Here is a 19,555-nt window from a genome sequence, read left to right as displayed (position 1 = left end):
AAGTTTATTAAAAGACCTTAATAAATCATTAAAAATGAACAATAATGAAGAATCAATTAAGTAATATAGCAGTCCAATACCGTAAATTCAGTAAAGGGCAGTATATAGAAGATCCTGATCAGTTCAATGAGTTCCTGGATTTTTTCGAAGATCAGGACCGTTTGTCCAGAGTATTGCTGCAGGGAGTAGGTATTGTATGCGGTCTCAAACCAAAACTTATTTATAAAAACAGGCTGCTCAGCAGTATACAGCTTTCTCAGGGAGCAGCACTTACCACCGACGGCGATTTATTAACCCTGAACAATACGAGTAAGAAGAGTGAAGATCTGTACATGGGTGATCTGAAGACGGTTGATCTTGAAAATAAAGACTTCATCCATTTTAAAGCATATGATAATTTTAAAATAAAATACCCGTCGTTTTACGAGGGAAGCGAGCAGATTGAACTATGGGAATTGGCAACGGCTCAGGAAGCAATATCAGATTTTCAACTTATTAATAATCTTACCAATTTAGAGGATAAATACCTGTTGCTGTATTTGGAAGATTATGAAAAAGAAATTAAACCTTGTAGAGGAGTTGACTGTGATAATCATGGAATACAACAAATCAGAAACCTTAAAGTATTAGTTACTACTGCAAGTGGGATCAATCATATTCTTGGAGAAGATGGTTTTACTCTGCCTGACCCTATAACAGGTGAGGTTCAATTGAAAAGAAAAGATCGTCTTCAGCCTCATCCTTTGTTTATCGAAGATATCATGGAGCCTGTGAAACAGAACAGGGTTATTTTAGAACAGTTTGTTTCAGAAAAAAAATTGAGTGCTTCTGATTTAAAGAATATATATATCAAAGCTCTGGATAAAACGAATTTTGGGAAGATTGTTTTTGAAAGAATGGAAGCAATCGGTAAAATAGTAGGGATTTCAACAGCCAACCATGATACATTTAAAGCGTCATTTACAAGAATTTTTAATCAGGAATCAGGTTTTCAGTATGCTTATGATGTGGTAAAGGATTTAATGGATACTTACTCGGAAATTATAGAATTGCTTCCTAGAGCATTCACCAAATGTCTTCCGGATTTTGTTTCTTTTCCTAAACACATCATGCTTGGGAAATTACAATCAGATATCCAATTGGATTTCTCAAGACATAGGTTTTATAATTCGCCTGCTTTGGATGATGATAAAGCAACCCAAAAAGTTAAAACCCTGATTAGTCGCTTTAATCAACAAGTAGGATATTTTAATCCTGATAATATTGTTAAAAATAAGGAAAGAGTTAAAATTACTCCGTCACAAAAATTAAATCCTCTGAGTAATAAAGCAATTCCTTTTTATTACACGGTTACAGAAGATTTCTTAAAGGCGTGGAATTTTGATAAAACAAGCAACAGGTCTTCTGACAACAATCTAACATTTGATACGGATTGGGTGTTAATAGGAAAATCCGAACAGGAAAGTCCTTTAAACCTCAATATAGATAACTATCCGTTTTATAATATAGAAGGTCATCAGGGAATGGATTACCAGGTTGCTTTTGAACAGATAAAAGAAATCAAGGATAAGCAGCAGCTGGGATTTGATATTATGCTCTTGTCTTTGGAAGAATTAAAAGGGAATAAAGACCTGACAAAAGCCTATTTCAATGAATATGTAGAAAAGAATTCGGGATTGGAACATAAGCGGGGAGTAAAACGTGGAGGTACTTTTATCCTGGTTTATGATTCTATAAAAAATCCAAAAGTTATTGCAGACTTTTCACTTCCATACATCTGCTGTACTCCAAAAGCGATTGTCAAATTAAGTTTGCCAACTTCTGTTATCTGTGCTGAATCTAATCCTATACCTTTTACAGTATCCCCAATGAATGGAGTTGTGAAAGCAAATATTGGTAATGGCGTGAAACTTATCAATGGACAATATGTCTTTGATCCGAAGGCTGTGGAAGAACAGTTCTATGGTCAGGAAATTACCTTTACTGTCAATGGGAAACCTACTGATTGCAGTATTAAAGTGATTTCGGAACCGGATATCAAAGTAGAAGTTGTTCCACCTGTTATTTATCCTGGAGGAGATTCAACAGCAACAATAGTAAACTTTAAAGTCTCCGGAGCAAACTTTGCAGACTATACGTACAGCTGGGATTTCCTGGGTACTGACGTTTGGGCCCCTTTCAATCCTGATGAAAATGGATTTGTAAGTTATAAGTATTACAATCTGGATCCATCAAGGATTCCAACTGTAAGAGTGAAGGTGATTGGTAATGGCTGTACTCAGACTGTAGCTGTAAATTTACCACTGACCAAAGAGTGTCCGGTGATTTCAAATATTAAATATTCCGTTGTTGATAATGGTGATGGTACCCAGACACTCACATTTGATTGGGATTTACCTAAAGACCTCACGGGAATAACAGGCTTGAATATTTATGATTCAAATGACCCTGGAAACGGATGGCATTATGAATCCGGATCATACAATCCGCGAAGATCTGTCAAATTGCCTTTAGGTAAATACGATATTAGATTCGGATTGGTGGGTTCATGTAGAGAAACAGCAAATACTGTGGATCTTCCGGGATTTGATGATATTGGAATTGAAAAAGACCAGAATAATCACCCACCTACTGCATTGATCAGATGGAAGGATAATTCAGGAGTTGAGGACAGGTTATGCAGACAGTCGGTTTGTAGTTTTACCATTGACGTTTATGCAACGGATCAGGATGAAGATATTGCAACTATTCAGATTTTTAAAAGTACTGATAATGGAGCTACATGGAGTTTGTTTATTGGTAATCTTACTGGGGCTTCATTTACCGATACTATAAACAGAGCTGGAACACAGCTATATAAAGCAATTGTTACAGATAGAAAAAACAATACAACAACTTCAAATATTCTGTCTTATAAAAAAGAAAATAACCCACCTGTTGTATCAATCAAATGGAATGATACATCCGGAATTGAGGATAGAGTGTGTACACAGTCTGCTTGTAGTTACACAGTTGGTGTCTATGCCAGCGATCCTGATGGTGATATTACCAACGTTCAGATTCATAAAAGTACCAATAACGGTGCTACATGGAATGTGTTTATTAGCAATCTTACGGGGACTACATTTACAGATTCTATAAACGGAGTGGGTACAAATCTATATAAAGCGGTTGTAGTAGATGGAGAAAATAATACCGTGACTTCAAACATTCTTTCCTATAAAAATGAATATCGTCCAACGGTTGTGATCAATAGCATTAGCTTTCCTAATAAAAATTGCTGTACTGTTGAACTGCGCACTATTTTAGCTGGTGCCGGTGGTAGTCAGAACATTCTTTTATCTAATTTACGTTTTAGGCAATTGGGATTAAAAGGATGGGGAAGTGGAGCAGATGTGCTTCTGTATTTCTGGAGCAAATTAGAAGGTCCGGATGTAATCCTTGAGAATGTTAACGAACCGACTCTTACCATCAAAGATTTACAGGTTGGAAAATACAAATTCCAGCTTTTAGTCAAGGATGCCAATAGTGATGCATTTGAAATTGATGTAGCAGAGATAAGAGTGGATTAAGGAACATATTCTTTGTGCTATATCTGATATAAAGGGGTGTTTTTTTATTTTTTTGGAATAATTACAACATCCCTTACATACTAGAAAAAATAAATAACAACAATAAACATAATACAATGGAAAAATGTGATGTTTCATTTAAAATACAATATCAATCTTCCGAGACAATAACAGATGCTACTGTGAAATACACTTATCCACCGGGATCCACAAATGTAGAAACCGTTGATATAAGGAATGCAGTGCTTCAGGATAGTAATTCAATAAAACTGCCTGGTATTCAGGAGATGGGTACTTACAATCTGGACGTTGAACTGGGAGTAAATGGGGTTGTGGCTACAAGCAATGCTACATTGAACGTTGGAGGGTGCGGCTCTTCCTGTGAAACTCCGAGAGTTCTTGATGTAAAAGTACTGGAGGATGGGCAGATCGTAATGAACTATGTGGTTTTTAATACCAGCAATCTTGCGGCATTGGAATACCAGATAGCGAAAGATCCTGCTTTTAAAGATGAAGATATTATTTACTCAAAGGTGGGCTTTAGTGATGTAAATTATACCCAATTTGAAAATATTGACATGAGAAATGGAAATATTCCGGATAAAACTCCTTTATACATAAGAATAAGAAAATATTGCAGACCCAATGGGATTTCGGAATGGTCGGATTTCGTGAAATTTGACTCAGGAATATGGGGAGTAGAAGCTTACTGCTTGTCCGGTGTAGATGATCGTAACAAGGATTCTCTTTGTTTCGGAACATCTCCTGCCTGGAAAATGAAAGTAACTTTAAGTCCCTTTAGGCCAGGTATAGGAAGCTTGATCTGCCTGACTAATGGTATGCCTGCAATACCGGATAATATAAGAGAGTTTGAGCAAAATGCGCCTGAGAATTTCAAAAAAAGCGGAATAAGATGGATACGATTCCTAAGGTCTGATTCAGAATTTAACCCAGGTTTAATTTATTGGGTAGATCCGCAATCAGCTGAAATACAGAGAATCGATGAAGAACAGTGTTATTAGAATATCTTACACTATAATGATCTGAGATGCCCCAATAAAATCCTCAAGAAATTGAGGATTTTATTCACTAAGGCAGTTATCTTCTGTTGTTTTTACGTCTTGTACTTATAATATTGAAAAGTTTCGCAACATCCTTCAAATGGATCTCGAAATCTTCATAATACTCATTCAGAGAATGAAGGGTAATAATCCCTCTCTCCACATCATGGTTAATGATTCGCTTTACCAAAATTCCTTTCTCTTTGTGAACGATTACAAAATCCCACTTATCATAATGGAGTTTACTCATCCAGTAATCCTGTCTGATGTTTCTGCATAAGATAATATCACCTTCCAGATAGCTTTCGTATGATCCGTTATCCATACTGTCTCCTTTTACTTCAAAACACATGTATTCACCTCTGTGCTCTACATCGTCCGTAAAAGGAATTGTGGGTAAGCTTTCTATATACTCTTCATCAGCAAAATTACTCAGATAGCCAGCTTGTGCGTATTGATTTGCTAATGGAACGTGCATGATCTTTAAATCTGAAAAAACAACCGGAGACGCACTGTCATCATTGAGTTCCTGTTGTTTTAACAGATTGGTGACAAAGTAAGCCGTCGTTTCAGGTATTTTTCGTTCGCCTTTTTCCCAATATTGCACGGCTCTGGTGCCTACTCCTATAGATTTTGCTATATCAGCCTGCTTCATGTTTAGTTTCTTTCTGATTTCTTTGAATTCTAAATAGTTCATTTTGATATGTTTATAGTTATTTGTAAAAAAAAACGAATAATTTGTTCGTTTTTATTTTGAAAAACGAACAATGTTCGTATATTTGTTTCGTCGTTAAGATGGAACAGTACAAATGTACAAAATTATATTTAAAATTTAATATTTTTTTAATATTTTAAAATGTTACTTTTTGTTTATAATTAAATGTAATTAAGCAAGTTGTGAGTTTATTTCGTGAGTAATCTATTTAAAATATAGAGAGTTTCTTTTTTTGTTTTATCCAGAGCTAGTAGGGATAGGGAAAATTTTAAATACTCTTTAAGATGTAAAAAGTGCGTTTTATTGTATTGTTTTATTTGTGTTTTGTTCGTTTTTTAATTGTTCCGCTAATGACAAAAATGCGTTTATTTTTGATAAATATCTGAATAAAGCAATCATTTTGCTCTTTGTTTTTTCCTGAAAATAAAAAAACAAGTCCAACATGTAGAATAACATTACTGCTCAACATATAAAATATCGATTAATTATAGTTGTCAGTAAAGTTGCTAATACATCCTGAGAGGGCAAATGAAATTTAAAATAAAGAAGTCAGGGTAAGATTTTTATTGATAAATACCTGGTACCGGCTTCTAAAAAAACAAAATTAATTGAATTAGACATCTTTTTAGAAGGCGGAATATTCGTCTTTAGGGATTCTTATGACTTTATCAAACAGTCAACAGGTAAGATGAGAAAACCTGTCTGATTCAAAAAAAAATTTTAACCAAAAAAACTTTTAACCATAGAATATGAAACGTAGTAAAGAATTAGTCGAAAAAAGAAAAGATTTTGTCATTGATTATGTAAAACGTAATCAGGATAAACAGATGAAAGTGATTGTCAACGAGCTGATGGAAATGTTGTTTTTGTCTGAAAGAACAATATATAACATCATTCTTCAGCCATAGTATAGGTCACGGAAGAAAGCTCAATCCTTACCATTTAATATTGTAATGTGAATATCAGTAAGATAATGTTTGTAGATAGTGTGTATTCATAATTCATTTCTTGAAATTATTCATTCTAAAAAGATAAAAAAGGATTCAAAGCTATTGCTAAATCCTCAACAGCCTCATACATAAGATTAAAAGGCTGCTCTGATATCTTTCTCAAATTTAAATTATAGGTAAAATATTAAGGTGAAAAACGGTTTTTGCTTTGTCGTTCTGTTTTTTTAATTGAAACATGAATTGTAAAAGTAAACCGTTTGGCCTTAGTGTATTGGAAGAGAAATCAATTTAAAAAAACTAAAAAAGCAATTATTCATTTAACAAAATTCTAGTAACCATGAAAAAAAAAGAAAAGAAAAAAAAGAAAAAAGATAAGGAAAAACTGAAGAAGCCAGGTAGAGATATCAGTGATATTATTGACGAGTTAGCGTATGCGGATGAGAGCGAAAATATCATGAAAATCAGAAAGTTTTTAGATGATATGTACATCCTGTCTCAGGAATAATCAAACATCTGAAAATGGTTTGAAAATTAAACATTTTAATAAATAATAGAGAAGAAAAAGAATGAATTTGGATAGTATAAAAGCCCTTTTGATCGGAACTGCAATAGCTTTTTCAGGAGGATTACTGAGGGTACTGGTCTCCATACAGAATAAAGAGAAAAAACAACCATGGGAGCATTTTATCACATTGGTAATCGTAGTCATCGTAGGCTTTACAATGAGCTATTTAATGAACAGAGCTGAGTTGCATGATAAATGGTATTCAACAGGGATATTATTTGTGCTTGGCTACGGCTATGATAAATTCCTGAAAATGATCACGACAAACCTCCCAAACTGGATTGATAAAGCAGTGAATCTTTTTATTGAAAACCGATATGGAGTGAAGACAGACAGAAAGTTTGATGAGGAAGAAGAAAAGAAAGATGATATGAAATAATAAAAAGATTCTGAAACAGTCTTTACCGTAATGACAGAATCACTCACTCTAAAGGAGATATTATCCTGAAAAAGGGTGGATTTAAAACTTAAAAAACCTGAAAATTCAAAAGCAAGAGAAGAAACCAGGAAATGGTTCAGTGTTGCCTGTTTCTCAAAGTCAAATACCATTTCTATTTACTTATGTTCTTAAAGAATCTACCTCCATGGTATGATTTTTTCCAACCCGGCAGGCACCCTATAAGGCACAATACTTTAGTTGTGCCTATAGGTCTTTTAAAACAATATGAAATTAAAAAACTAAGTCAATGAAAGCAGCAAAACCTGTAGAAAAAGACAATAAGGCCCATAAAAACCAGAGCAAAAAGCAAAAGCCGAAAAATCCGGTAGTCGTACCTCTGTCTGAGGTAGATGTGGCCAGTATACAAACACAAAAATCCGGAAATAGAGGCATTATTGCCGGATCAGGAAGTCCTAATGACAGCCTGCTCAACCTCAATGGTACTGTTGCGGGGGTTCATGATTCACGAGACATTTATGGCCAGGGATCAGAAAAAAAATATGGAAAACTCCAGGAGAGTCTGGCGAAAACCGGAGATATCAACCATCCTGACACCAGGAAAATTGAAAAAGGCTATATGTCTACTTTGAATGATAATCAAATACAAGATTATCATAAACTTAAATCGGGAACCTATCTGCCCAAAACAGTACAGGAACAAGCTGTAGTTTATCAGGAAAGCAAGAGCAATCAGGAAGAAAAAGCGGATACAAAGACGGCCGCGGCAGGAAAAGCCGTTTCCAGGAAATCAGAAGTTGCTGCTGTAGAAAAAACTCAATCAGTAACTGCAGATAAGGCGATAGAAGTTGATGTTGAAACTAAAACATCTGCAAATGCTACAGACAATCCCGGATTTATAGAATTGAGCGGCCGGATCAGCGCTACAGCTCAGGTGCAGAAACGCCACGAACCTGCAAAAAAATCATCTGAAGATGCACAAGCTGCAGCACCATCACCAGCCAACGAACGTCAGAGTATGGCACAAGCCAGCCAGGTGAATACCATGGATGAACAAAAAGCAGGACTGTTCAAGAAAGAAGATTTTAAAGCTTTGCTAAGTGAAAAAATACATAACATCAGGCTTCCGAAAAATGAAGAGCAGGCAGATGAGTTTGAGAAACACAACAATATACAGGAAGTCAATCAAAAAGCAGTAGGCGATGTTAAAAAAGAAAAGAATCTGGCATCTAATGATATTGCTTCTGCAACAGCTGCACAACCTAATACTGCCGCACAGCCTGTTCGTGCCGTTGCAAAAATGCCAACACAAAATGTAGGGATTGCTCCGGGAACACCCAATGTAGCGAAAGCGATGCCGGTGAAAAGAAATGCAGAAAGCGTAGAACAGCCTATTAAGGAGCAAACAGCAAGCATCGATAGTGAAATGAAAGCCAATGGGGTCACTGATACGATGTTGGCAAAATCTAATGAGCCTACGTTTACAGATGCTTTGGCACAAAAGAATAAAGCCAAAACCCAAAGCGCTGCAGCAACTCAACAGTTCAGAACCAACGAAAATAAAGAGCTGTCTAAAACCCGTAATGAAGCCCAAACCCAGGCGGCACATCACATTAGCGGTATGCATGGTGCAAGAAAAGGCGGACTAGGTAATGTACATGGTGAACAAAAGCAGACCTCAGGCAAAGACAGTCAAAAACGAAAAGAAATTGCCGATCATATTAATGGTATTTATCTTACTTCTAAAACTGATGTGGATGGTATTTTAAATAACCTGGACAAATCGGTGGCAGAAAAATTCGATAATGGCAGCAGAGAAGCTAAAAAAGCATTTGAAGCCTATGTCGATAAAGAAATGAAAGCTTATAAAAAGAAGCGTTATGGGGATGCCTATGCAAAATACGGAGCTTTAGTTGCAGCTGGGAAATGGTTATGGGACAAAGCTACAGGTCTACCTAAGGAGGTCAACAAATTTTTTGACAGTGGTAAGGACCTGTACATTAAAGTCATGGATAAATTTATTGACCAAATCGCAACCCATGTTACCACTCAGCTTAATGCAGCCAAAACCAGAATTGCTAAAGGTAAAAAAGAGGTACAGACTTATGTCAACAGTTTATCGCCAAGTTTAAGAAAAATTGGAAAAGATGCTATTGCAGAGATTCAAAGTAAATTCAATGCACTGGAAGACAGCGTAAACAGCAAAAAGGATGCATTAATTGATGTATTGGCTAAAAAATACGCAGACAATATAACCAGTATTGATGCCAGAATTTCAGACTTAAAAACACAAAATAGCGGATGGGTTAATCAAGCTCTTGAGGTACTTAAAACCAGCGTGTTTGCTATTATTATTGAAATTAAAAATACGCTTACCAATTTATTATCCGGTGTTATCAGTGCCATTCAGGCGATCATCATGGATCCGATAGGGTTTTTCAAAAATCTTATTGCAGGAGTTTCGCAAGGGTTTACCAATTTCGGAAACAACATCTGGACCCATCTTAAAACCGGCTTCTTTGGATGGTTAACCGGAGCGATGAAAGGTATTTCTATTACGATGCCGGAAGATGTATTCTCATTAAAAGGAATTTTCTCCATCACAACACAGGTGCTTGGTTTAACATGGAGCGGCATTAGAGCCATCGGTTCTAAAGTGATAGGAGAACCTGTAATGAAAGTTCTTGAAACAAGCTTTGAAATGGTACAGATTGTTCGTAAAGAAGGTGTTGCCGGACTTTGGGAGCATTTGAAAGATCAGTTTGCGGACCTTAAAGCTACGGTAATGGATGCTATTATGGACATTATCCAGACACAGGTAATTCAAGCGGGTATTAAATGGGTGATGGGATTATTGACTCCCGTAGGAGCATTTATAAAAGCGGCAATGGCGATTATAGATGTTGTGAAATTCTTCATCCAGCGTGCTGCACAAATCATGGAACTGGTAAAAGCCTTTACCGATAGTATAAAAGCAATTGCCAGCGGAAATGTAGGAGCAGTGGCCAAATCGATAGAAAATGCATTGGGAAGAGCTATTCCTGTACTGATAGGTTTCTTAGCTTCCTTATTGGGAATTGGCGGTTTAGCAGATAAAGTTGTTGGAGTAATACGTAAAATACGTGAGCGTATTGTGAAAGCGATTACTAAGTTCTGGACTTTTGTGAAAATAAAAGGTGGTAAACTACTAAACAAACTAGGCATTAGTAAGAAAGGAAAAGATGATGGAAAGGATAAGAAAGGGATGACCAAAAATGATAAAAAACTTGAAGATAGTGAAGTTGGAGAAACCATTTATTTTTCTGCTGAGGGAGAGAATCATAGACTCTGGATTAGTACAAAAGGTAATAATGTTGAAGTAATGGTAGCGAGTACGCCTTTGAGTGTACCCGAAAGGCTAGAAGAATGGAGTAAGCAATTGAAATCTTTACCAAAAGAAGAGCAGGCAAAAGCAGAATCCTTATTGATGAAGGCTAAGGGTCAGTATGTTGATCTTCATAGTGATGCAAAAGAAACAGATAAGGAGTTTAATAAACTTAAAAAGCAAAATTCTTCCAATGGAGATGCTGAAAAAGCTGAGAAATTAGATGATAATGTAGAAAATAAAGAAAAAAAACTCTCCAGTACTCTGCAGCAATTATTTAGTATATTTGGAGAAGGGAATGAGCTGAAATATAGTATCAAAAAACTAATGTTTGTACAAAATGGAAAAGTTGATATTAAAGATGGAAAATATTCTCATTATTTTAAAAAACAATTGTCTAGCATAGAAAATACAATTTTGAAAATAGATGGTAGTACTGAAGGTGGGAGAACAAATATAAGAGATGCTGTAAAAGATATAAGAGGGGGAGAAAAATGGAGAACTCAGCATGGTGTTATTTATTCGCCATTTGTAGGAGAATATCAAGGAGCTTTAAGTGAAATGAGAAAAAATGTGCAGGGAGAATATGTTATAACTACTGAAACCGGAGGTTCATTACTAGGAGATGCACTTACTAAAGGTAGGGATATTGAAAATAAGAAAATGCTTAAAACAGAACCTGAACCTCTTCTTGATGATAATGGTATTCAAAAAAAGACAAACAAAGGTCAATTAAGATTTAAAACTCATAAAACACAACAACCAGAAGATATAGTGAAATATATTCATCAGGTGATGAAGGATCAGAAAGAGAAAGCAGTAACTATAGACATTGTAGAAACAATGGTTTCTGGGAGTTCAGTAAACGGTATTATTAATAATGGTATTTCAAAATTATTGAATGACAATGAATACCCTAACCTTAAAATTAAATTCCATTTAATGCAGGAAATATTGGGGAAAGATGAGGATGAAGCAGTGAATAGTGTTGTAAACAATCGGGATAAAAAAATTGTAGAAGCGGATAAAGTAATATTGCATTTTAATAAAACCCGTTATATATTGGGAGAAGATGTCGATCCACAATCACAGTACAACCACAATGAGCCGGTAATTATTTTTAAAGGTTCAGATAAAACATTAACAGCTTACAGTATTATACCGCAAGATGGGACGTCTACAAGAAGTATTATTATAGCATTAGCTCAAGGTGAGTTTAATGGAAAGTTACCTAATGTATTATAAATTAAAAAATAAAAGACCATGAGAATAGGCCAGATAGAAATTGATTTGGATGATTTACAGTATCATTTAACTACAGATGAATTAGAAATAGTCCATTTATATTTAAATGGAAATAAAAATAAAGAAACGATAAGACAATTAATAGAAATTATATCAGAAAGTGAATTGACTCTTTTTACAGAAGAAGATTTTTCGGTATCTTATTTATATAATGGCTGCGAATATAACTCTGTATCAGAAATGCAGTTGCAGGAATTTATAAAGCATAAAGTAATAGATCCATCTAAGGAAGTATCACCAAGTTATTATTCGAACTTTCTTTATATGGATGGTAAATGTATAGATCCAATAACAAAAAAAGAATCTATTGATGCTGGATTCTATGCTTGTTTAATAGAATTCTCTCATCATAGCATGATGACTTATTATATTTTTAAATGGTCTCATCATGACAACTATGGCTTTGAAATAGAAGATTAGTCTTTAAAAACGAAACCCACAAGGTTTCGTTTTTGTTTATTCGATTAAAGTATTAATATATATTCCCCTGCTACCGCACGAATCCTTTCGTGCGGTTTTATTTTCAATCATTTATCTACAAGTTTTTATCTTTATAAAAGAATAATCAATACTTTTGAATACATCAAATAACCAAAGTTAACAACTCATTAAAATATTGAATATGAAAAAAACACTCTTCTTTTGTTCCCTTCTCTTCAGTCTTTCTTTAGGTGCTCAAACTATAGAATCCGGAAGCCACAGTACCACAGGGTATATCAAAAATGACGGAACCATAGAAAACAGCAGTCATTCCACCGTGGGATACATTAAAAATGATGGGACTATTGAAAATAAAAGCCGAAGTACTATTGGCTACATCAAAAGTGACGGAACTATTGAAAATAAGAGCCGTTCTACGGTAGGGTATGTAAAAAAAGATGGTACTGTAGAAAACAGCAGTCATTCCACTATTGGTTATATCAAAGATGATGGAACGGTAGAAAGCAGCAGCCATAGCACTATCGGGTATGCAAAAGGAATCAAAAAAGAGTGGGCGGCGGTAGTATATTTCTTCTTTAAGCTGGATTAATCATCAACTCTGCGAAAAGAAATTAACGTTAAGTATAGAAGCTAAAAAGGCTCGGATTATAAGATCCGGGCCTTTTTTATTCCTGAAAAGCAGAGGGTACTGCAACTACAGAATAGCGGGGCCAAAAAACTTTCACAGGAACAAAAAAAGTATGAATTTTGGGCAATGAAATGTAAGAAGTCATCATCCTGCTTCTTACAATTAAACGGTGCTGCAACTACAGCGTAACGAGACTAAAACCCCTTTTCCAGGGATAGAAAAAGGATGAGTTCAGAACTTTAAAACATAACATAAATTATCATTGAAACCAAAGTGTAATGATGCCCAGAAGCATAAATTATAAAGAAGTATTATGGAGGAAAATAAACTAACAACCAGAGACCAGTTAAAAAACTATTTTGAAACAGGAAAATATCCCACACAAAGCCAATTTGAAGATCTGATAGATTCCTTAAGGCTTAGAGAAGATGTCCTTACCAAAAGAGAACTGGCCATTTTTGCCAATAGTTTGGCAGCTATTGATAACTCATACGTTAATTTTTCAACAAATAATGTCGGAAATCTAAAATTTTCAATCGTGGTAAGCACAAATGATGAACCGGATCAGGTGATCTCATCTGTTGATTTCAAAAGCTTTTTAGATAAACGTTATTTTGTAGGGAGTGCACCTTATACGATAAAAGTGAAAGAAATCTTTGAAGGTGATTTGAAAGAAACGGAATATTATAGTTTGGCTTATCAATTAGATCAGACCTACACTGTTTATAGACTGTTCGGGAATAATCTGAAGACAATTCCCGTTGGATTTGACTTTGGAGAGCTGGAAGGTATTGGGTTACCTATACAACTTTCGAAAGGAGGTTTTGGAAGAAAAATAAACATTTTAAACACCAGTATTAAGTTCGTTAATAAAACTGAAGTGCCTATCCAGTATAGAATAGAAAGCGCGGGATGGAATGATCCATATAGATCTGAAGATACAGTTACGGATCATTATGACCTGGAAGATTCTTTGAGTTTCTATTATAGAGCAGACCTTACGAAAGCCAGTCAATCCATTAAATGTGAAATCTTTAATGCTGAAAATGACACCCTTTTGGCAACCGGTTATTTACCCGCAGGACAAAACCAGATTTCTTTGAATGGCGGCCAGGTTAATGGAGTTAGAAATATAAGAATCGAATGCAGCTATTCTGAAAATGTAAAATAGTGAAAGCTAAAAAAGATGAGTTTCGAACTCCAGACTGAGCATCCATAGAAATGAAAACCAAAGAACAATAAAATATAATGGAAGAAAATAAATTGACCCCAAGAGAAGAATTAAAAACCTATTTTAAAACCGGTGAATATCCCACCCAAAATCAATTTTCTGATTTGATAGATTCATACTGGCATAAAGATGAAGTGATGGATTTGAAAGCTATAAATGGCTTACAAGATTCTTTAGATAATAAATTGGATAAAGAAGTTGAAAAAACTCTTTTAAAAGCCGTAAATGATGCAGTAGCCAGTACAAAATCAATTGTCAAAGGAGAAGCATTTCCCAACAGTTCACCAACAATATGGATGCCTAGTGATGCGGACCTTTACGAAAAATGGGAAGCCAGGACAGTAGGTACTTATATCAATTTTAAAAATATTTCCGGTGTACCTATTGAAGTTACAACTGCAGATTTGGATGAACAATTAGTATTTCTGAATGTTAGTAATGGAGTAACGAAAAAAGACTTTGTGGCTGTTCCGGGAGTAAATGTAGCATTAGAATTTGACTCTGATAATAATATTGACGCTCAGGGAGGTAAACAAATCAATAGTTGGCTGGTTAATAAAGTAAAAGGAGGAGAATCTGATGAGGTAAGAAAATCAGTAGAAGAGGTAGGTGGCTTTTATAAAAACATTGGAGTTGAATTGGCAGGAACTTCTCCTGATGGAATACAAGCTGGCTTATACAATATTAAATCAAATACGACAGCAGTTTCAGATTCAAATAAATTTTTAACAAAAGCAAATATAAGACTTGCAGTAGCAGGTAATTTAAAGTTTTGTATCGGACGCTATGATGGTACAAAATTTATTATGCGTTGGGAAAGTGAAGAGAAATCAGGGGTTGCCGGTTGGAACAATTTTGATTTTACAAGCCAGAAAATTAAAATCAATACCGGAGAAATGGCTGCTGTTGTCTGTTTACCAACTACATCAGCTCAAATATTTTATGGAGATCCGGGTGCTGCAGGAAATAGATTTGTTCAATATAGCACTACTTCAGGAGGAGTACAGGCAGGTGTAGGAAGTTATTATGCTCTGTGGTTTGAGCTTTCGGATATTAATGAAACTACTCTGCAAAGTGAATCCGTTTTCAATCTTTCTAAATCAGTTAGTAAAATTGTAGAAGATTATTCTCAGAATGGCTATACAGGTGTTGAGGTTGGAAAAGGAGAATCTGGTGTTTCTGCAGATTCTGATGGTATAGAAGGATACGCAATTAATAAATTAGAGCTTGAAAATTCCCATATATTAGAAAAAATTGAAATCAGAACAGTTACTGCGGGGGATTATCAAATAGTAACCGGATTTTTGGACCAGGCCGGAAAGTTTATTGAAACAAATGTAATAAGGAAAACTTTAAATGCCGGGTTAAATGTTGTTACAATTGATCCGGTAATACTTGCGAAAGGAGAGTATGTGGGGTTAAAATTTCCTTCAAAATTTCCTGTGAATAATACACCTGCAATAGCAAATCTATGGGCTGCTGATAATTACACCGGAGTGCTGACGCAAGTATCAGGGAAATCACTTCCAATGAAGTTATACCTTAAAGAATATATTGAAAGCCCTATATCTACAAAATCAGATTTATCTTCTATCAATTCATCAATTGCAGGATTACAACAGAATTTTACTTTTAACGGGAAAAAAGTATCCTTATTATTTAATCCGGATGGCTCTGTGACATGGGATTATGTGGCGGGATATTCAAATATACTTCATTTAGGAAATTCAATCGCCAGGCATCCGGTTCTTTCTTATTGGTGGGGGAGCTGGGGAATGGCTGCATCTGAGAAGAGTAAAGATTATGTACATCGTTTTTTAGAAAAAATGAAGGTTTTTAAACCTGCTGCAACAACTGATGTGTTAAATATTGCCGGATGGGAAACTTCTCCTTCTACATGGGATAAATCTCAATTAGATACTTATTTGTCAGGAAAAGATTTGATTTGTGTAAGACTGGGTGAAAATGCAGTTTTTTCTGGAACATTTAAATCAGAGTATTCAGCATTGATTAATTATATAAAAATAAAAAATCCAACAGCTAAAATAATTATTGGAGGTGTATTCTGGGCAGATGTTAATAAAGACTCTGCAATGTCTCAGGTAGCCACAGAGAATAGCTTAACCTTTGTTAAAATATCTCATCTTGATATTCCTGCAAACAGATCCTATATGGGAGCACAGGTTAAAGGTGACGATGGTCAGTGGCATACTGTCAATAATTCAGGTGTAGCAATTCATCCCGGTGATTTGGGAATGGAGGCTATTGCATCCGAAATGTTCAATGCTCTGGGGCTTTAAAGAAATAACACTTACTGCAACTACAGAATAGAGCGTTCAAAAAACTTTCCCGAAAAGAGAAAAAAGATGAACTTCGGTTTTGAAATCAGGTAACCCATCATCCGATTATTAAAACCAAGCGGTACTGCAGAATAGAGAAACTTTAAAATTTTAAAGGAATTAAAGAGGATGAATCCCAATTTTTAAAAACATAACAAAAATAATCATTGAGCCCAAAGGCAATTCAATTGTAAAGAATAATAAAATATAATGGAAGAAAATAAATTAACCCCAAGAGAAGAATTAAAAACCTATTTTGAAACAGGTAAACATCCAACGCAAGGTCAGTTTTCGGAATTGATAGATTCTTTAAGGCATAAAGAAGATGTCCTAAACAAAAAAGAAATGCTAATCTTTGCTAATAATCTGGCAACTATTGATAGTGCATTTATTTACTATTTTGCAAATAGTGTTGGAGATTTAGAAATCCAGGTTGCTGTAACTTCACCGGATGAAGAAGATCAGCTGATCACCCTAAGAGATTCTACAAAAGTAGGTGTAGTGAGACAATACTTATTTGGAAGCGCACCTTATACGGTTAAAATAAAAAAAATATCAGAAGGGAATTTAGGAGAAACCGAATACTATAGTTTTGGGTATCAGTTAAGTGAAAGCTATTATGTTCGTAGGTTATTCGGAAACAATCTGAATACTATTCCTGATGGTTTTGATTTTGGAGAATTGAAGAATGGCAGACTGCCCATTGAAATTACTAAAATGGATAATAATGCAAGAATCAATATTGTAAATACAAGTATTAAGTTTATAAACAGAACTGAAGTGCCTATCCAATATAGAGCATACTCACAATATTGGGGTAATGAACATGGAGATAAAGATACTATTACCGATCATTATGATGCATGGGACTTTTTGTACATTGCTTATAATGCCGATCTTCAAGCAATCACTCAGAACATACAGTGCGATTTGTATGATGCGGATACTAACACTCTTGTAGCCTCAGGATATTTGTATGCCGGGCAAAGTCAGGAAAATTGGTGGGGTGGCCAGGTCGATAAAGTCAGAAATATTAGGATTGAGTGTAACTATGCTTTTAAATAATAATGAATGGTTTTAAAACAAAGTTACTGCAACTACAGTACAGATAGGGCAGAAAACTTTTACAAGAACAAAAAAGGGATTAATTTTGAACTGTACACAACAACATAGTAATTACTATTATGTAACACAACAAGCCGTATCCTATCCCTATAAAAGATACTAAGATCGCAAGGCGGCAGAGAAGTAATCCATTACATTCTCATTACTAAAAATACTACCTCAATCGGAGAAACTCTCATTAGCAGGACACCTTTTAACACCTGAAATCCCGGAATTTTCTGATATGTAAACATAAGAATCTCCTCCTGGAAGCAGAATGGCTGATCTTCGGATCTCTTGTTCTCTTTCAAACGCAGATTGATTCTTTAAAAAGAAGGACTCCAATGAAGGAGCTACTTTCCAAAAACAGCTGCTGTGTCGGCTGTGGAGAGATACTCGAATGTGAGCAACTTTCCGGTTGAGGTTTCTTGAAATAACGACAAGATAAGTGTGAATGTATCCTAAAAATGAAAAGGATGCAGTACACCGGATCTTAAAAAAGATAAAAACCAATGGAGTCAGAACAATTACAAAAATTATTTACTCATTTAGAAAAGGTTATTACATGGCGTATCAACAATCCTTCAGAGGATTTTAATGTAGGAGCCCCTGAATTTAATACTAATAACCATGAGAATTTTCAATTAGGAGATTATATTTCAGGGAAAGAGCTTGCCCATCAGGAAGTTGTGATTCTTTTAATGGCTTTATTGCCACGATTAGATCCATCATTACTGAAACGCATTTATCTGGAACATCCGGGGAGTGCGCTGTTTGACTTCTGTTCAACCAACGATAGCGGCAGGCTCTTTTACCCTACAATTCAGGCTGTTCAATACGTTTTGGGAGGGGATAGTATTTCAGAAAGATTAAAATCACTGGATTATTTCGGGCCGAATTCGGTTTTGAGTCAGGAAGAACTCATTGTTTTTTCAGGTTCAGCCCATGAACATGCATCAATGAACAGTCAGATCAATATTCATGAAGAAGCTTTTAATAAGATCATGTTTGGCCTGGAATTATTACCGAAAATGAGCAATGATTTTCCGGCAGAACAAATACTTACCCATCGATCATGGACGGATTTGATTCTTCCTCAAACGACGTTACAGGAGCTTAAAAGTATTGAAGCCTGGTACAATAGCAGCCAGATTCTGATGGAAGATTGGAATATGCAGACCAAACTTAAACCAGGGTTCAGAGTGTTGTTTCATGGAGAGCCGGGAACAGGAAAAACTCTTGCGGCCAGCCTTTTAGGGAAATACACCCAGCGTCCTGTTTTCAGAGTGGATGTTTCTATGCTGGTCTCAAAGTACATCGGAGAAACAGAAAAACAATTAGCTAAACTGTTCAACAAAGCAGAAAATAAAAACTGGATTTTATTCTTTGATGAAGCAGATGCTATTTTCGGAAAACGAACCTCTGTAAAAGATGCCCATGACAAATATGCCAATCAGGAAGTTTCTTATTTGTTGCAACGCATAGAGACATTTTCAGGGCTTATTATTCTGGCCTCCAACTTTAAAAATAATATGGATAAAGCCTTTACGCGACGCTTTCATAGCTGCATACAATTCAATAATCCAAAGCATGAAGAGCGTCTGCGTATCTGGCAGCAAAATTTACCCGAACAATTACAACTTGAAGATATTGATCTGGAACAAATTGCTCAACGATATGAATTAACAGGTTCCAATATTATGAATATCATACAGGATGTAAGTTTAAAAACAATTGCATTAAAGGAATCTGGTTTCAAAGTAAGCTTAGACATGTTGCTGGATAGCATCAAAAAAGAATACGTAAAAGAAGATAAAATCTTTATGTAAGAATTTGAATACCATTTGGATTTCCTGGAATTGAAGAATTCAAGATAAGCCTTT

13 protein-coding genes are annotated in these 19,555 nt (G+C 35.3%); 12 read left to right on the top strand and 1 reads right to left on the bottom strand.

Features of this window, described 5'->3' with window-relative positions; genetic code table 11:
- Positions 1 to 44 precede the first annotated feature (44 nt).
- Together NK356_RS08645 and NK356_RS08640 are read left to right on the top strand one after the other, a co-directional pair.
- The gene (locus NK356_RS08645) at positions 45 to 3,572 is read left to right on the top strand and encodes a hypothetical protein (protein WP_253316735.1); all 3,528 of its coding nucleotides are present in this window, start codon (positions 45 to 47) and stop codon (positions 3,570 to 3,572) included.
- Between the two features lie 116 nt (positions 3,573 to 3,688).
- A complete protein-coding gene (locus NK356_RS08640; protein ID WP_034699510.1) occupies positions 3,689 to 4,594 on the top strand; it encodes a hypothetical protein in 906 nt (301 codons plus the stop codon).
- 76 nt (positions 4,595 to 4,670) lie between these two features.
- Here the strand turns inward: NK356_RS08640 and NK356_RS08635 are convergent, their stop codons facing one another.
- The gene (locus NK356_RS08635; protein WP_034699512.1) at positions 4,671 to 5,330 is read right to left on the bottom strand and encodes a S24 family peptidase; all 660 of its coding nucleotides are present in this window, start codon (positions 5,328 to 5,330) and stop codon (positions 4,671 to 4,673) included.
- Positions 5,331 to 6,097: 767 nt separating this feature from the next.
- Here NK356_RS08635 and NK356_RS08630 point away from each other — a divergent pair.
- The 10 genes from NK356_RS08630 (at position 6,098) to NK356_RS08585 (ending at position 19,501) form a co-directional block, all read left to right on the top strand.
- Positions 6,098 to 6,256, top strand: coding sequence for a hypothetical protein (locus tag NK356_RS08630; protein ID WP_156106583.1), 159 nt, complete (start codon positions 6,098 to 6,100; stop codon positions 6,254 to 6,256).
- A gap of 379 nt (positions 6,257 to 6,635) precedes the next feature.
- Positions 6,636 to 6,803 (top strand): hypothetical protein, encoded by a 168-nt coding sequence (locus tag NK356_RS08625; protein ID WP_156106585.1) that lies wholly within the window; start codon positions 6,636 to 6,638, stop codon positions 6,801 to 6,803.
- Between the two features lie 67 nt (positions 6,804 to 6,870).
- The gene (locus NK356_RS08620) at positions 6,871 to 7,242 is read left to right on the top strand and encodes a hypothetical protein (RefSeq protein ID WP_156106587.1); all 372 of its coding nucleotides are present in this window, start codon (positions 6,871 to 6,873) and stop codon (positions 7,240 to 7,242) included.
- Positions 7,243 to 7,549: 307 nt separating this feature from the next.
- Positions 7,550 to 11,869, top strand: a complete 4,320-nt coding sequence (locus tag NK356_RS08615; protein ID WP_253316734.1) for a hypothetical protein — start codon at positions 7,550 to 7,552, stop codon at positions 11,867 to 11,869.
- 18 nt (positions 11,870 to 11,887) lie between these two features.
- Positions 11,888 to 12,349: a hypothetical protein gene (locus tag NK356_RS08610; RefSeq protein ID WP_034699517.1), complete on the top strand. Its 462-nt coding sequence runs from the start codon at positions 11,888 to 11,890 to the stop codon at positions 12,347 to 12,349.
- Between the two features lie 202 nt (positions 12,350 to 12,551).
- Complete coding sequence (locus NK356_RS08605) at positions 12,552 to 12,959, top strand: 5-fold beta-flower protein (RefSeq protein ID WP_253316733.1); 408 nt, start codon at positions 12,552 to 12,554, stop codon at positions 12,957 to 12,959.
- 352 nt (positions 12,960 to 13,311) lie between these two features.
- Positions 13,312 to 14,169: a hypothetical protein gene (locus NK356_RS08600; RefSeq protein WP_253316732.1), complete on the top strand. Its 858-nt coding sequence runs from the start codon at positions 13,312 to 13,314 to the stop codon at positions 14,167 to 14,169.
- Positions 14,170 to 14,246: 77 nt separating this feature from the next.
- Positions 14,247 to 16,529: an SGNH/GDSL hydrolase family protein gene (locus NK356_RS08595; protein WP_253316731.1), complete on the top strand. Its 2,283-nt coding sequence runs from the start codon at positions 14,247 to 14,249 to the stop codon at positions 16,527 to 16,529.
- 249 nt (positions 16,530 to 16,778) lie between these two features.
- Positions 16,779 to 17,633, top strand: a complete 855-nt coding sequence (locus NK356_RS08590) for a hypothetical protein (protein WP_253316730.1) — start codon at positions 16,779 to 16,781, stop codon at positions 17,631 to 17,633.
- 551 nt (positions 17,634 to 18,184) lie between these two features.
- Positions 18,185 to 19,501 (top strand): ATP-binding protein, encoded by a 1,317-nt coding sequence (locus NK356_RS08585; RefSeq protein WP_034699528.1) that lies wholly within the window; start codon positions 18,185 to 18,187, stop codon positions 19,499 to 19,501.
- Positions 19,502 to 19,555 lie beyond the last annotated feature (54 nt).

Origin of the sequence: Chryseobacterium sp. S0630 (assembly GCF_024158915.1) — a bacterium.
Taxonomy (GTDB): domain Bacteria; phylum Bacteroidota; class Bacteroidia; order Flavobacteriales; family Weeksellaceae; genus Chryseobacterium.
This window is presented reverse-complemented; position numbering and strand designations above follow the sequence as displayed.

Excerpts from the sequence above, each read along its gene's own strand:
- NK356_RS08645 (WP_253316735.1), top strand. The coding sequence starts at position 45 with ATGAAGAATCAATTAAGTAATATAGCAGTCCAATACCGTAAATTCAGT.
- NK356_RS08640 (WP_034699510.1), top strand. The coding sequence starts at position 3,689 with ATGGAAAAATGTGATGTTTCATTTAAAATACAATATCAATCTTCCGAG.
- NK356_RS08635 (WP_034699512.1), bottom strand. The coding sequence starts at position 5,330 with ATGAACTATTTAGAATTCAAAGAAATCAGAAAGAAACTAAACATGAAG.
- NK356_RS08630 (WP_156106583.1), top strand. The coding sequence starts at position 6,098 with ATGAAACGTAGTAAAGAATTAGTCGAAAAAAGAAAAGATTTTGTCATT.
- NK356_RS08625 (WP_156106585.1), top strand. The coding sequence starts at position 6,636 with ATGAAAAAAAAAGAAAAGAAAAAAAAGAAAAAAGATAAGGAAAAACTG.
- NK356_RS08615 (WP_253316734.1), top strand. The coding sequence starts at position 7,550 with ATGAAAGCAGCAAAACCTGTAGAAAAAGACAATAAGGCCCATAAAAAC.
- NK356_RS08610 (WP_034699517.1), top strand. The coding sequence starts at position 11,888 with ATGAGAATAGGCCAGATAGAAATTGATTTGGATGATTTACAGTATCAT.
- NK356_RS08605 (WP_253316733.1), top strand. The coding sequence starts at position 12,552 with ATGAAAAAAACACTCTTCTTTTGTTCCCTTCTCTTCAGTCTTTCTTTA.
- NK356_RS08600 (WP_253316732.1), top strand. The coding sequence starts at position 13,312 with ATGGAGGAAAATAAACTAACAACCAGAGACCAGTTAAAAAACTATTTT.
- NK356_RS08595 (WP_253316731.1), top strand. The coding sequence starts at position 14,247 with ATGGAAGAAAATAAATTGACCCCAAGAGAAGAATTAAAAACCTATTTT.
- NK356_RS08590 (WP_253316730.1), top strand. The coding sequence starts at position 16,779 with ATGGAAGAAAATAAATTAACCCCAAGAGAAGAATTAAAAACCTATTTT.
- NK356_RS08585 (WP_034699528.1), top strand. The coding sequence starts at position 18,185 with ATGGAGTCAGAACAATTACAAAAATTATTTACTCATTTAGAAAAGGTT.